Genomic DNA, 17065 nt, shown 5'->3' with positions numbered 1-17065 from the left:
TAACAGTGACCGTGCCTGCTGTTGCTGCTGTATCAACCGTGTGAGTTGAAGAACCCGTTGTGTCTACTGTGTTTCCAGCCGCATCGCTTGAAGAGACAACCGCGTCGAACGCTGTGTCGTTTTCTAAGTCGCTACCTGCCACGTCAACAGACCATTCGCCGTTTTCATCAACTGTTGTTGTGTAAGTCTCGCCGTTGATAACCAGTGTCACGACGTCATTTTCAGCGATGTCGCCACCTGTTGCTGTACCTGTCACGGACACTGTGCCAGCCGCTTCGCTCGCGTTGATCACGTCATCAGAAGTGATCGCATTAACAGTGACCGTGCCTGCTGTTGCTGCTGTATCAACCGTGTGAGTTGAAGAACCCGTTGTGTCTACTGTGTTTCCAGCCGCATCGCTTGAAGAGACAACCGCGTCGAACGCTGTGTCGTTTTCTAAGTCGCTACCTGCCACGTCAACAGACCATTCGCCGTTTTCATCAACTGTTGTTGTGTAAGTCTCGCCGTTGATAACCAGTGTCACGACGTCATTTTCAGCGATGTCGCCACCTGTTGCTGTACCTGTCACGGACACTGTGCCAGCCGCTTCGCTCGCGTTGATCACGTCATCAGAAGTGATCGCATTAACAGTGACCGTGCCTGCTGTTGCTGCTGTATCAACCGTGTGAGTTGAAGAACCCGTTGTGTCTACTGTGTTTCCAGCCGCATCGCTTGAAGAGACAACCGCGTCGAACGCTGTGTCGTTTTCTAAGTCGCTACCTGCCACGTCAACAGACCATTCGCCGTTTTCATCAACTGTTGTTGTGTAAGTCTCGCCGTTGATAACCAGTGTCACGACGTCATTTTCAGCGATGTCGCCACCTGTTGCTGTACCTGTCACGGACACTGTGCCAGCCGCTTCGCTCGCGTTGATCACGTCATCAGAAGTGATCGCATTAACAGTGACCGTGCCTGCTGTTGCTGCTGTATCAACCGTGTGAGTTGAAGAACCCGTTGTGTCTACTGTGTTTCCAGCCGCATCGCTTGAAGAGACAACCGCGTCGAACGCTGTGTCGTTTTCTAAGTCGCTACCTGCCACGTCAACAGACCATTCGCCGTTTTCATCAACTGTTGTTGTGTAAGTCTCGCCGTTGATAACCAGTGTCACGACGTCATTTTCAGCGATGTCGCCACCTGTTGCTGTACCTGTCACGGACACTGTGCCAGCCGCTTCGCTCGCGTTGATCACGTCATCAGAAGTGATCGCATTAACAGTGACCGTGCCTGCTGTTGCTGCTGTATCAACCGTGTGAGTTGAAGAACCCGTTGTGTCTACTGTGTTTCCAGCCGCATCGCTTGAAGAGACAACCGCGTCGAACGCTGTGTCGTTTTCTAAGTCGCTACCTGCCACGTCAACAGACCATTCGCCGTTTTCATCAACTGTTGTTGTGTAAGTCTCGCCGTTGATAACCAGTGTCACGACGTCATTTTCAGCGATGTCGCCACCTGTTGCTGTACCTGTCACGGACACTGTGCCAGCCGCTTCGCTCGCGTTGATCACGTCATCAGAAGTGATCGCATTAACAGTGACCGTGCCTGCTGTTGCTGCTGTATCAACCGTGTGAGTTGAAGAACCCGTTGTGTCTACTGTGTTTCCAGCCGCATCGCTTGAAGAGACAACCGCGTCGAACGCTGTGTCGTTTTCTAAGTCGCTACCTGCCACGTCAACAGACCATTCGCCGTTTTCATCAACTGTTGTTGTGTAAGTCTCGCCGTTGATAACCAGTGTCACGACGTCATTTTCAGCGATGTCGCCACCTGTTGCTGTACCTGTCACGGACACTGTGCCAGCCGCTTCGCTCGCGTTGATCACGTCATCAGAAGTGATCGCATTAACAGTGACCGTGCCTGCTGTTGCTGCTGTATCAACCGTGTGAGTTGAAGAACCCGTTGTGTCTACTGTGTTTCCAGCCGCATCGCTTGAAGAGACAACCGCGTCGAACGCTGTGTCGTTTTCTAAGTCGCTACCTGCCACGTCAACAGACCATTCGCCGTTTTCATCAACTGTTGTTGTGTAAGTCTCGCCGTTGATAACCAGTGTCACGACGTCATTTTCAGCGATGTCGCCACCTGTTGCTGTACCTGTCACGGACACTGTGCCAGCCGCTTCGCTCGCGTTGATCACGTCATCAGAAGTGATCGCATTAACAGTGACCGTGCCTGCTGTTGCTGCTGTATCAACCGTGTGAGTTGAAGAACCCGTTGTGTCTACTGTGTTTCCAGCCGCATCGCTTGAAGAGACAACCGCGTCGAACGCTGTGTCGTTTTCTAAGTCGCTACCTGCCACGTCAACAGACCATTCGCCGTTTTCATCAACTGTTGTTGTGTAAGTCTCGCCGTTGATAACCAGTGTCACGACGTCATTTTCAGCGATGTCGCCACCTGTTGCTGTACCTGTCACGGACACTGTGCCAGCCGCTTCGCTCGCGTTGATCACGTCATCAGAAGTGATCGCATTAACAGTGACCGTGCCTGCTGTTGCTGCTGTATCAACCGTGTGAGTTGAAGAACCCGTTGTGTCTACTGTGTTTCCAGCCGCATCGCTTGAAGAGACAACCGCGTCGAACGCTGTGTCGTTTTCTAAGTCGCTACCTGCCACGTCAACAGACCATTCGCCGTTTTCATCAACTGTTGTTGTGTAAGTCTCGCCGTTGATAACCAGTGTCACGACGTCATTTTCAGCGATGTCGCCACCTGTTGCTGTACCTGTCACGGACACTGTGCCAGCCGCTTCGCTCGCGTTGATCACGTCATCAGAAGTGATCGCATTAACAGTGACCGTGCCTGCTGTTGCTGCTGTATCAACCGTGTGAGTTGAAGAACCCGTTGTGTCTACTGTGTTTCCAGCCGCATCGCTTGAAGAGACAACCGCGTCGAACGCTGTGTCGTTTTCTAAGTCGCTACCTGCCACGTCAACAGACCATTCGCCGTTTTCATCAACTGTTGTTGTGTAAGTCTCGCCGTTGATAACCAGTGTCACGACGTCATTTTCAGCGATGTCGCCACCTGTTGCTGTACCTGTCACGGACACTGTGCCAGCCGCTTCGCTCGCGTTGATCACGTCATCAGAAGTGATCGCATTAACAGTGACCGTGCCTGCTGTTGCTGCTGTATCAACCGTGTGAGTTGAAGAACCCGTTGTGTCTACTGTGTTTCCAGCCGCATCGCTTGAAGAGACAACCGCGTCGAACGCTGTGTCGTTTTCTAAGTCGCTACCTGCCACGTCAACAGACCATTCGCCGTTTTCATCAACTGTTGTTGTGTAAGTCTCGCCGTTGATAACCAGTGTCACGACGTCATTTTCAGCGATGTCGCCACCTGTTGCTGTACCTGTCACGGACACTGTGCCAGCCGCTTCGCTCGCGTTGATCACGTCATCAGAAGTGATCGCATTAACAGTGACCGTGCCTGCTGTTGCTGCTGTATCAACCGTGTGAGTTGAAGAACCCGTTGTGTCTACTGTGTTTCCAGCCGCATCGCTTGAAGAGACAACCGCGTCGAACGCTGTGTCGTTTTCTAAGTCGCTACCTGCCACGTCAACAGACCATTCGCCGTTTTCATCAACTGTTGTTGTGTAAGTCTCGCCGTTGATAACCAGTGTCACGACGTCATTTTCAGCGATGTCGCCACCTGTTGCTGTACCTGTCACGGACACTGTGCCAGCCGCTTCGCTCGCGTTGATCACGTCATCAGAAGTGATCGCATTAACAGTGACCGTGCCTGCTGTTGCTGCTGTATCAACCGTGTGAGTTGAAGAACCCGTTGTGTCTACTGTGTTTCCAGCCGCATCGCTTGAAGAGACAACCGCGTCGAACGCTGTGTCGTTTTCTAAGTCGCTACCTGCCACGTCAACAGACCATTCGCCGTTTTCATCAACTGTTGTTGTGTAAGTCTCGCCGTTGATAACCAGTGTCACGACGTCATTTTCAGCGATGTCGCCACCTGTTGCTGTACCTGTCACGGACACTGTGCCAGCCGCTTCGCTCGCGTTGATCACGTCATCAGAAGTGATCGCATTAACAGTGACCGTGCCTGCTGTTGCTGCTGTATCAACCGTGTGAGTTGAAGAACCCGTTGTGTCTACTGTGTTTCCAGCCGCATCGCTTGAAGAGACAACCGCGTCGAACGCTGTGTCGTTTTCTAAGTCGCTACCTGCCACGTCAACAGACCATTCGCCGTTTTCATCAACTGTTGTTGTGTAAGTCTCGCCGTTGATAACCAGTGTCACGACGTCATTTTCAGCGATGTCGCCACCTGTTGCTGTACCTGTCACGGACACTGTGCCAGCCGCTTCGCTCGCGTTGATCACGTCATCAGAAGTGATCGCATTAACAGTGACCGTGCCTGCTGTTGCTGCTGTATCAACCGTGTGAGTTGAAGAACCCGTTGTGTCTACTGTGTTTCCAGCCGCATCGCTTGAAGAGACAACCGCGTCGAACGCTGTGTCGTTTTCTAAGTCGCTACCTGCCACGTCAACAGACCATTCGCCGTTTTCATCAACTGTTGTTGTGTAAGTCTCGCCGTTGATAACCAGTGTCACGACGTCATTTTCAGCGATGTCGCCACCTGTTGCTGTACCTGTCACGGACACTGTGCCAGCCGCTTCGCTCGCGTTGATCACGTCATCAGAAGTGATCGCATTAACAGTGACCGTGCCTGCTGTTGCTGCTGTATCAACCGTGTGAGTTGAAGAACCCGTTGTGTCTACTGTGTTTCCAGCCGCATCGCTTGAAGAGACAACCGCGTCGAACGCTGTGTCGTTTTCTAAGTCGCTACCTGCCACGTCAACAGACCATTCGCCGTTTTCATCAACTGTTGTTGTGTAAGTCTCGCCGTTGATAACCAGTGTCACGACGTCATTTTCAGCGATGTCGCCACCTGTTGCTGTACCTGTCACGGACACTGTGCCAGCCGCTTCGCTCGCGTTGATCACGTCATCAGAAGTGATCGCATTAACAGTGACCGTGCCTGCTGTTGCTGCTGTATCAACCGTGTGAGTTGAAGAACCCGTTGTGTCTACTGTGTTTCCAGCCGCATCGCTTGAAGAGACAACCGCGTCGAACGCTGTGTCGTTTTCTAAGTCGCTACCTGCCACGTCAACAGACCATTCGCCGTTTTCATCAACTGTTGTTGTGTAAGTCTCGCCGTTGATAACCAGTGTCACGACGTCATTTTCAGCGATGTCGCCACCTGTTGCTGTACCTGTCACGGACACTGTGCCAGCCGCTTCGCTCGCGTTGATCACGTCATCAGAAGTGATCGCATTAACAGTGACCGTGCCTGCTGTTGCTGCTGTATCAACCGTGTGAGTTGAAGAACCCGTTGTGTCTACTGTGTTTCCAGCCGCATCGCTTGAAGAGACAACCGCGTCGAACGCTGTGTCGTTTTCTAAGTCGCTACCTGCCACGTCAACAGACCATTCGCCGTTTTCATCAACTGTTGTTGTGTAAGTCTCGCCGTTGATAACCAGTGTCACGACGTCATTTTCAGCGATGTCGCCACCTGTTGCTGTACCTGTCACGGACACTGTGCCAGCCGCTTCGCTCGCGTTGATCACGTCATCAGAAGTGATCGCATTAACAGTGACCGTGCCTGCTGTTGCTGCTGTATCAACCGTGTGAGTTGAAGAACCCGTTGTGTCTACTGTGTTTCCAGCCGCATCGCTTGAAGAGACAACCGCGTCGAACGCTGTGTCGTTTTCTAAGTCGCTACCTGCCACGTCAACAGACCATTCGCCGTTTTCATCAACTGTTGTTGTGTAAGTCTCGCCGTTGATAACCAGTGTCACGACGTCATTTTCAGCGATGTCGCCACCTGTTGCTGTACCTGTCACGGACACTGTGCCAGCCGCTTCGCTCGCGTTGATCACGTCATCAGAAGTGATCGCATTAACAGTGACCGTGCCTGCTGTTGCTGCTGTATCAACCGTGTGAGTTGAAGAACCCGTTGTGTCTACTGTGTTTCCAGCCGCATCGCTTGAAGAGACAACCGCGTCGAACGCTGTGTCGTTTTCTAAGTCGCTACCTGCCACGTCAACAGACCATTCGCCGTTTTCATCAACTGTTGTTGTGTAAGTCTCGCCGTTGATAACCAGTGTCACGACGTCATTTTCAGCGATGTCGCCACCTGTTGCTGTACCTGTCACGGACACTGTGCCAGCCGCTTCGCTCGCGTTGATCACGTCATCAGAAGTGATCGCATTAACAGTGACCGTGCCTGCTGTTGCTGCTGTATCAACCGTGTGAGTTGAAGAACCCGTTGTGTCTACTGTGTTTCCAGCCGCATCGCTTGAAGAGACAACCGCGTCGAACGCTGTGTCGTTTTCTAAGTCGCTACCTGCCACGTCAACAGACCATTCGCCGTTTTCATCAACTGTTGTTGTGTAAGTCTCGCCGTTGATAACCAGTGTCACGACGTCATTTTCAGCGATGTCGCCACCTGTTGCTGTACCTGTCACGGACACTGTGCCAGCCGCTTCGCTCGCGTTGATCACGTCATCAGAAGTGATCGCATTAACAGTGACCGTGCCTGCTGTTGCTGCTGTATCAACCGTGTGAGTTGAAGAACCCGTTGTGTCTACTGTGTTTCCAGCCGCATCGCTTGAAGAGACAACCGCGTCGAACGCTGTGTCGTTTTCTAAGTCGCTACCTGCCACGTCAACAGACCATTCGCCGTTTTCATCAACTGTTGTTGTGTAAGTCTCGCCGTTGATAACCAGTGTCACGACGTCATTTTCAGCGATGTCGCCACCTGTTGCTGTACCTGTCACGGACACTGTGCCAGCCGCTTCGCTCGCGTTGATCACGTCATCAGAAGTGATCGCATTAACAGTGACCGTGCCTGCTGTTGCTGCTGTATCAACCGTGTGAGTTGAAGAACCCGTTGTGTCTACTGTGTTTCCAGCCGCATCGCTTGAAGAGACAACCGCGTCGAACGCTGTGTCGTTTTCTAAGTCGCTACCTGCCACGTCAACAGACCATTCGCCGTTTTCATCAACTGTTGTTGTGTAAGTCTCGCCGTTGATAACCAGTGTCACGACGTCATTTTCAGCGATGTCGCCACCTGTTGCTGTACCTGTCACGGACACTGTGCCAGCCGCTTCGCTCGCGTTGATCACGTCATCAGAAGTGATCGCATTAACAGTGACCGTGCCTGCTGTTGCTGCTGTATCAACCGTGTGAGTTGAAGAACCCGTTGTGTCTACTGTGTTTCCAGCCGCATCGCTTGAAGAGACAACCGCGTCGAACGCTGTGTCGTTTTCTAAGTCGCTACCTGCCACGTCAACAGACCATTCGCCGTTTTCATCAACTGTTGTTGTGTAAGTCTCGCCGTTGATAACCAGTGTCACGACGTCATTTTCAGCGATGTCGCCACCTGTTGCTGTACCTGTCACGGACACTGTGCCAGCCGCTTCGCTCGCGTTGATCACGTCATCAGAAGTGATCGCATTAACAGTGACCGTGCCTGCTGTTGCTGCTGTATCAACCGTGTGAGTTGAAGAACCCGTTGTGTCTACTGTGTTTCCAGCCGCATCGCTTGAAGAGACAACCGCGTCGAACGCTGTGTCGTTTTCTAAGTCGCTACCTGCCACGTCAACAGACCATTCGCCGTTTTCATCAACTGTTGTTGTGTAAGTCTCGCCGTTGATAACCAGTGTCACGACGTCATTTTCAGCGATGTCGCCACCTGTTGCTGTACCTGTCACGGACACTGTGCCAGCCGCTTCGCTCGCGTTGATCACGTCATCAGAAGTGATCGCATTAACAGTGACCGTGCCTGCTGTTGCTGCTGTATCAACCGTGTGAGTTGAAGAACCCGTTGTGTCTACTGTGTTTCCAGCCGCATCGCTTGAAGAGACAACCGCGTCGAACGCTGTGTCGTTTTCTAAGTCGCTACCTGCCACGTCAACAGACCATTCGCCGTTTTCATCAACTGTTGTTGTGTAAGTCTCGCCGTTGATAACCAGTGTCACGACGTCATTTTCAGCGATGTCGCCACCTGTTGCTGTACCTGTCACGGACACTGTGCCAGCCGCTTCGCTCGCGTTGATCACGTCATCAGAAGTGATCGCATTAACAGTGACCGTGCCTGCTGTTGCTGCTGTATCAACCGTGTGAGTTGAAGAACCCGTTGTGTCTACTGTGTTTCCAGCCGCATCGCTTGAAGAGACAACCGCGTCGAACGCTGTGTCGTTTTCTAAGTCGCTACCTGCCACGTCAACAGACCATTCGCCGTTTTCATCAACTGTTGTTGTGTAAGTCTCGCCGTTGATAACCAGTGTCACGACGTCATTTTCAGCGATGTCGCCACCTGTTGCTGTACCTGTCACGGACACTGTGCCAGCCGCTTCGCTCGCGTTGATCACGTCATCAGAAGTGATCGCATTAACAGTGACCGTGCCTGCTGTTGCTGCTGTATCAACCGTGTGAGTTGAAGAACCCGTTGTGTCTACTGTGTTTCCAGCCGCATCGCTTGAAGAGACAACCGCGTCGAACGCTGTGTCGTTTTCTAAGTCGCTACCTGCCACGTCAACAGACCATTCGCCGTTTTCATCAACTGTTGTTGTGTAAGTCTCGCCGTTGATAACCAGTGTCACGACGTCATTTTCAGCGATGTCGCCACCTGTTGCTGTACCTGTCACGGACACTGTGCCAGCCGCTTCGCTCGCGTTGATCACGTCATCAGAAGTGATCGCATTAACAGTGACCGTGCCTGCTGTTGCTGCTGTATCAACCGTGTGAGTTGAAGAACCCGTTGTGTCTACTGTGTTTCCAGCCGCATCGCTTGAAGAGACAACCGCGTCGAACGCTGTGTCGTTTTCTAAGTCGCTACCTGCCACGTCAACAGACCATTCGCCGTTTTCATCAACTGTTGTTGTGTAAGTCTCGCCGTTGATAACCAGTGTCACGACGTCATTTTCAGCGATGTCGCCACCTGTTGCTGTACCTGTCACGGACACTGTGCCAGCCGCTTCGCTCGCGTTGATCACGTCATCAGAAGTGATCGCATTAACAGTGACCGTGCCTGCTGTTGCTGCTGTATCAACCGTGTGAGTTGAAGAACCCGTTGTGTCTACTGTGTTTCCAGCCGCATCGCTTGAAGAGACAACCGCGTCGAACGCTGTGTCGTTTTCTAAGTCGCTACCTGCCACGTCAACAGACCATTCGCCGTTTTCATCAACTGTTGTTGTGTAAGTCTCGCCGTTGATAACCAGTGTCACGACGTCATTTTCAGCGATGTCGCCACCTGTTGCTGTACCTGTCACGGACACTGTGCCAGCCGCTTCGCTCGCGTTGATCACGTCATCAGAAGTGATCGCATTAACAGTGACCGTGCCTGCTGTTGCTGCTGTATCAACCGTGTGAGTTGAAGAACCCGTTGTGTCTACTGTGTTTCCAGCCGCATCGCTTGAAGAGACAACCGCGTCGAACGCTGTGTCGTTTTCTAAGTCGCTACCTGCCACGTCAACAGACCATTCGCCGTTTTCATCAACTGTTGTTGTGTAAGTCTCGCCGTTGATAACCAGTGTCACGACGTCATTTTCAGCGATGTCGCCACCTGTTGCTGTACCTGTCACGGACACTGTGCCAGCCGCTTCGCTCGCGTTGATCACGTCATCAGAAGTGATCGCATTAACAGTGACCGTGCCTGCTGTTGCTGCTGTATCAACCGTGTGAGTTGAAGAACCCGTTGTGTCTACTGTGTTTCCAGCCGCATCGCTTGAAGAGACAACCGCGTCGAACGCTGTGTCGTTTTCTAAGTCGCTACCTGCCACGTCAACAGACCATTCGCCGTTTTCATCAACTGTTGTTGTGTAAGTCTCGCCGTTGATAACCAGTGTCACGACGTCATTTTCAGCGATGTCGCCACCTGTTGCTGTACCTGTCACGGACACTGTGCCAGCCGCTTCGCTCGCGTTGATCACGTCATCAGAAGTGATCGCATTAACAGTGACCGTGCCTGCTGTTGCTGCTGTATCAACCGTGTGAGTTGAAGAACCCGTTGTGTCTACTGTGTTTCCAGCCGCATCGCTTGAAGAGACAACCGCGTCGAACGCTGTGTCGTTTTCTAAGTCGCTACCTGCCACGTCAACAGACCATTCGCCGTTTTCATCAACTGTTGTTGTGTAAGTCTCGCCGTTGATAACCAGTGTCACGACGTCATTTTCAGCGATGTCGCCACCTGTTGCTGTACCTGTCACGGACACTGTGCCAGCCGCTTCGCTCGCGTTGATCACGTCATCAGAAGTGATCGCATTAACAGTGACCGTGCCTGCTGTTGCTGCTGTATCAACCGTGTGAGTTGAAGAACCCGTTGTGTCTACTGTGTTTCCAGCCGCATCGCTTGAAGAGACAACCGCGTCGAACGCTGTGTCGTTTTCTAAGTCGCTACCTGCCACGTCAACAGACCATTCGCCGTTTTCATCAACTGTTGTTGTGTAAGTCTCGCCGTTGATAACCAGTGTCACGACGTCATTTTCAGCGATGTCGCCACCTGTTGCTGTACCTGTCACGGACACTGTGCCAGCCGCTTCGCTCGCGTTGATCACGTCATCAGAAGTGATCGCATTAACAGTGACCGTGCCTGCTGTTGCTGCTGTATCAACCGTGTGAGTTGAAGAACCCGTTGTGTCTACTGTGTTTCCAGCCGCATCGCTTGAAGAGACAACCGCGTCGAACGCTGTGTCGTTTTCTAAGTCGCTACCTGCCACGTCAACAGACCATTCGCCGTTTTCATCAACTGTTGTTGTGTAAGTCTCGCCGTTGATAACCAGTGTCACGACGTCATTTTCAGCGATGTCGCCACCTGTTGCTGTACCTGTCACGGACACTGTGCCAGCCGCTTCGCTCGCGTTGATCACGTCATCAGAAGTGATCGCATTAACAGTGACCGTGCCTGCTGTTGCTGCTGTATCAACCGTGTGAGTTGAAGAACCCGTTGTGTCTACTGTGTTTCCAGCCGCATCGCTTGAAGAGACAACCGCGTCGAACGCTGTGTCGTTTTCTAAGTCGCTACCTGCCACGTCAACAGACCATTCGCCGTTTTCATCAACTGTTGTTGTGTAAGTCTCGCCGTTGATAACCAGTGTCACGACGTCATTTTCAGCGATGTCGCCACCTGTTGCTGTACCTGTCACGGACACTGTGCCAGCCGCTTCGCTCGCGTTGATCACGTCATCAGAAGTGATCGCATTAACAGTGACCGTGCCTGCTGTTGCTGCTGTATCAACCGTGTGAGTTGAAGAACCCGTTGTGTCTACTGTGTTTCCAGCCGCATCGCTTGAAGAGACAACCGCGTCGAACGCTGTGTCGTTTTCTAAGTCGCTACCTGCCACGTCAACAGACCATTCGCCGTTTTCATCAACTGTTGTTGTGTAAGTCTCGCCGTTGATAACCAGTGTCACGACGTCATTTTCAGCGATGTCGCCACCTGTTGCTGTACCTGTCACGGACACTGTGCCAGCCGCTTCGCTCGCGTTGATCACGTCATCAGAAGTGATCGCATTAACAGTGACCGTGCCTGCTGTTGCTGCTGTATCAACCGTGTGAGTTGAAGAACCCGTTGTGTCTACTGTGTTTCCAGCCGCATCGCTTGAAGAGACAACCGCGTCGAACGCTGTGTCGTTTTCTAAGTCGCTACCTGCCACGTCAACAGACCATTCGCCGTTTTCATCAACTGTTGTTGTGTAAGTCTCGCCGTTGATAACCAGTGTCACGACGTCATTTTCAGCGATGTCGCCACCTGTTGCTGTACCTGTCACGGACACTGTGCCAGCCGCTTCGCTCGCGTTGATCACGTCATCAGAAGTGATCGCATTAACAGTGACCGTGCCTGCTGTTGCTGCTGTATCAACCGTGTGAGTTGAAGAACCCGTTGTGTCTACTGTGTTTCCAGCCGCATCGCTTGAAGAGACAACCGCGTCGAACGCTGTGTCGTTTTCTAAGTCGCTACCTGCCACGTCAACAGACCATTCGCCGTTTTCATCAACTGTTGTTGTGTAAGTCTCGCCGTTGATAACCAGTGTCACGACGTCATTTTCAGCGATGTCGCCACCTGTTGCTGTACCTGTCACGGACACTGTGCCAGCCGCTTCGCTCGCGTTGATCACGTCATCAGAAGTGATCGCATTAACAGTGACCGTGCCTGCTGTTGCTGCTGTATCAACCGTGTGAGTTGAAGAACCCGTTGTGTCTACTGTGTTTCCAGCCGCATCGCTTGAAGAGACAACCGCGTCGAACGCTGTGTCGTTTTCTAAGTCGCTACCTGCCACGTCAACAGACCATTCGCCGTTTTCATCAACTGTTGTTGTGTAAGTCTCGCCGTTGATAACCAGTGTCACGACGTCATTTTCAGCGATGTCGCCACCTGTTGCTGTACCTGTCACGGACACTGTGCCAGCCGCTTCGCTCGCGTTGATCACGTCATCAGAAGTGATCGCATTAACAGTGACCGTGCCTGCTGTTGCTGCTGTATCAACCGTGTGAGTTGAAGAACCCGTTGTGTCTACTGTGTTTCCAGCCGCATCGCTTGAAGAGACAACCGCGTCGAACGCTGTGTCGTTTTCTAAGTCGCTACCTGCCACGTCAACAGACCATTCGCCGTTTTCATCAACTGTTGTTGTGTAAGTCTCGCCGTTGATAACCAGTGTCACGACGTCATTTTCAGCGATGTCGCCACCTGTTGCTGTACCTGTCACGGACACTGTGCCAGCCGCTTCGCTCGCGTTGATCACGTCATCAGAAGTGATCGCATTAACAGTGACCGTGCCTGCTGTTGCTGCTGTATCAACCGTGTGAGTTGAAGAACCCGTTGTGTCTACTGTGTTTCCAGCCGCATCGCTTGAAGAGACAACCGCGTCGAACGCTGTGTCGTTTTCTAAGTCGCTACCTGCCACGTCAACAGACCATTCGCCGTTTTCATCAACTGTTGTTGTGTAAGTCTCGCCGTTGATAACCAGTGTCACGACGTCATTTTCAGCGATGTCGCCACCTGTTGCTGTACCTGTCACGGACACTGTGCCAGCCGCTTCGCTCGCGTTGATCACGTCATCAGAAGTGATCGCATTAACAGTGACCGTGCCTGCTGTTGCTGCTGTATCAACCGTGTGAGTTGAAGAACCCGTTGTGTCTACTGTGTTTCCAGCCGCATCGCTTGAAGAGACAACCGCGTCGAACGCTGTGTCGTTTTCTAAGTCGCTACCTGCCACGTCAACAGACCATTCGCCGTTTTCATCAACTGTTGTTGTGTAAGTCTCGCCGTTGATAACCAGTGTCACGACGTCATTTTCAGCGATGTCGCCACCTGTTGCTGTACCTGTCACGGACACTGTGCCAGCCGCTTCGCTCGCGTTGATCACGTCATCAGAAGTGATCGCATTAACAGTGACCGTGCCTGCTGTTGCTGCTGTATCAACCGTGTGAGTTGAAGAACCCGTTGTGTCTACTGTGTTTCCAGCCGCATCGCTTGAAGAGACAACCGCGTCGAACGCTGTGTCGTTTTCTAAGTCGCTACCTGCCACGTCAACAGACCATTCGCCGTTTTCATCAACTGTTGTTGTGTAAGTCTCGCCGTTGATAACCAGTGTCACGACGTCATTTTCAGCGATGTCGCCACCTGTTGCTGTACCTGTCACGGACACTGTGCCAGCCGCTTCGCTCGCGTTGATCACGTCATCAGAAGTGATCGCATTAACAGTGACCGTGCCTGCTGTTGCTGCTGTATCAACCGTGTGAGTTGAAGAACCCGTTGTGTCTACTGTGTTTCCAGCCGCATCGCTTGAAGAGACAACCGCGTCGAACGCTGTGTCGTTTTCTAAGTCGCTACCTGCCACGTCAACAGACCATTCGCCGTTTTCATCAACTGTTGTTGTGTAAGTCTCGCCGTTGATAACCAGTGTCACGACGTCATTTTCAGCGATGTCGCCACCTGTTGCTGTACCTGTCACGGACACTGTGCCAGCCGCTTCGCTCGCGTTGATCACGTCATCAGAAGTGATCGCATTAACAGTGACCGTGCCTGCTGTTGCTGCTGTATCAACCGTGTGAGTTGAAGAACCCGTTGTGTCTACTGTGTTTCCAGCCGCATCGCTTGAAGAGACAACCGCGTCGAACGCTGTGTCGTTTTCTAAGTCGCTACCTGCCACGTCAACAGACCATTCGCCGTTTTCATCAACTGTTGTTGTGTAAGTCTCGCCGTTGATAACCAGTGTCACGACGTCATTTTCAGCGATGTCGCCACCTGTTGCTGTACCTGTCACGGACACTGTGCCAGCCGCTTCGCTCGCGTTGATCACGTCATCAGAAGTGATCGCATTAACAGTGACCGTGCCTGCTGTTGCTGCTGTATCAACCGTGTGAGTTGAAGAACCCGTTGTGTCTACTGTGTTTCCAGCCGCATCGCTTGAAGAGACAACCGCGTCGAACGCTGTGTCGTTTTCTAAGTCGCTACCTGCCACGTCAACAGACCATTCGCCGTTTTCATCAACTGTTGTTGTGTAAGTCTCGCCGTTGATAACCAGTGTCACGACGTCATTTTCAGCGATGTCGCCACCTGTTGCTGTACCTGTCACGGACACTGTGCCAGCCGCTTCGCTCGCGTTGATCACGTCATCAGAAGTGATCGCATTAACAGTGACCGTGCCTGCTGTTGCTGCTGTATCAACCGTGTGAGTTGAAGAACCCGTTGTGTCTACTGTGTTTCCAGCCGCATCGCTTGAAGAGACAACCGCGTCGAACGCTGTGTCGTTTTCTAAGTCGCTACCTGCCACGTCAACAGACCATTCGCCGTTTTCATCAACTGTTGTTGTGTAAGTCTCGCCGTTGATAACCAGTGTCACGACGTCATTTTCAGCGATGTCGCCACCTGTTGCTGTACCTGTCACGGACACTGTGCCAGCCGCTTCGCTCGCGTTGATCACGTCATCAGAAGTGATCGCATTAACAGTGACCGTGCCTGCTGTTGCTGCTGTATCAACCGTGTGAGTTGAAGAACCCGTTGTGTCTACTGTGTTTCCAGCCGCATCGCTTGAAGAGACAACCGCGTCGAACGCTGTGTCGTTTTCTAAGTCGCTACCTGCCACGTCAACAGACCATTCGCCGTTTTCATCAACTGTTGTTGTGTAAGTCTCGCCGTTGATAACCAGTGTCACGACGTCATTTTCAGCGATGTCGCCACCTGTTGCTGTACCTGTCACGGACACTGTGCCAGCCGCTTCGCTCGCGTTGATCACGTCATCAGAAGTGATCGCATTAACAGTGACCGTGCCTGCTGTTGCTGCTGTATCAACCGTGTGAGTTGACGTCGTACTAGCAGAGTAACTATTACCAGATGAGTCTTGGCCACTAACACTTGCCTGAAAAGAACTGTCTTGCGCTAGATCACTACCAGCAACATCAACGCTCCAGGTTTTGTTCGCTTGAACGGTAGTGGTATAAGTTGTGCCATTAATTTCAAGTGTTACAGTGTCACCAGCTTGAGCATCAAAGCCAACTCTACCCGTAACTGAAACAGTACTTTGGCTTTCAGAAGCATTAATAATGTCATCAGAAGTAATTGAATCAACTCGAATTGTCGCCCTGGCTGAAGTATCTACAAAGTATTTCTCAGTTGAATCTGCCGTTCCTTCTTGGCCAATACTGTTAGTAACTACAACAGAGGCATCCACGGTTGTATCCGAGTCAACCGATAAAACAGACCCAGGCACACTAATCGCAAAAGCACCATTTACAAGGCTTCCAGTATAGTTAGTCCCATTAACTGTCAGCGTAACAACACCTGAATCAAACGCATCACCTGTCACATTACCCGTAACAACAACATCTGCTGCAACTTCTGTCGCATTAAGTATTGAGTCATCGGTTATTGGATCTATGTCTAAATTAACTTGTAGAGCTGAACTATCGAGGGTATGAGTGGAAGACCCTGTTGAAGAAACCGTATTGCCAGCAGCATCACTTGAACTAACAACAGCATCAAATGCAGTATCAGCAGCTAGGTCACTACCAGCAACATCAACAGCCCATGTATTATCACCAGCAACGATTGTTGTATAAGTTGTACCATTGATAACCAAAGTAACTGTATCGCCAGATGATATATCGCCACCTGTCGCTGTACCTGTTACTGATATGGTGCCAGATGCCTCTGTCGCATTAATAACATCATCAGCTGTTACTGCATCAACTATTACAGTTCCTGTAAAAGCAACAGTATCTAAAGTAAAAGTATCACCAACTGTGGCGACATTACCTGTTGCATCAGTTACCACAGCAGTAACATTAATCGTACCATCAGTAAGACTGCTAATATCTGTCGCGCCCGTACTCCACACACCACCGGCCTGAGTTGCAGCTACTGCAATTTGATTAGTACCGTCAGAATAAGTAACAGTAATAGCAACAACATCCGCATCCACACCTGTGAGTGTACCTGAAACACTCGATGCTTCTATGGCATTAACAAAACCAACATTCGCACCACCTACACCAACTGCAAGGTCACCACCGTCATCAGCGGTTTGGTCTGCATTGGCTTCTATTTCACGAGTAGTACCTTCATCTTCTGGGAAGGCATTGTCAGTATCATAACCGTATTCAGGTAAGCTAAAAGTGTTATCACGGGTAACATCAACATCAGTTGCAATACCTTGCTCAGACGATGTTTCACCTGCGGCAGGTGCTTCTTGTATTTGGGTAGGATCGAGGCCAGCTATAATAGCTTCCCTTAATGCTTCAGCCTCTGCTGCTGCTTCAGCAACTAACTCTTCACTTTCTTTTTCAGTAAAAACTTCATCGGTAAGTTCAACTATCGACTTATTACCAATAACAATATGATTGCCATCAATAAACTCAATAACAGCACTACCTGAACCTGCTGAGACAACAGTTTCACCATAGAAAACGGGGTCTCCAACTTTTAACGGTCGCTCTTGACCGTCAATTGATTGGGCTCGTACACCACCATCAATTTGCAAAACAAAGCCAACAGCTTTTCCTAATGTTGCAAAAGTTACTTGTCCGTCACTCAT

General features: G+C 51.3%; 1 protein-coding gene (only partly in view). It reads right to left on the bottom strand.

The annotated features are described in order from the left end of the window. Positions 1–17065, bottom strand: the 5' portion of a protein-coding gene (locus Q0A08_RS00865; RefSeq protein ID WP_438464273.1) for an Ig-like domain-containing protein. It extends 11042 nt beyond the left edge of the window; the window shows 17065 of its 28107 coding nt (coding positions 1–17065); it begins with the start codon at positions 17063–17065; the stop codon falls past the left edge of the window.

Origin of the sequence: Marinomonas sp. PE14-40 (assembly GCF_051623805.1) — a bacterium.
GTDB lineage: Bacteria > Pseudomonadota > Gammaproteobacteria > Pseudomonadales > Marinomonadaceae > Marinomonas.
The sequence above is the reverse complement of the archived record's forward strand: the minus strand, read 5'-3'. Positions and strand labels throughout refer to the sequence as shown.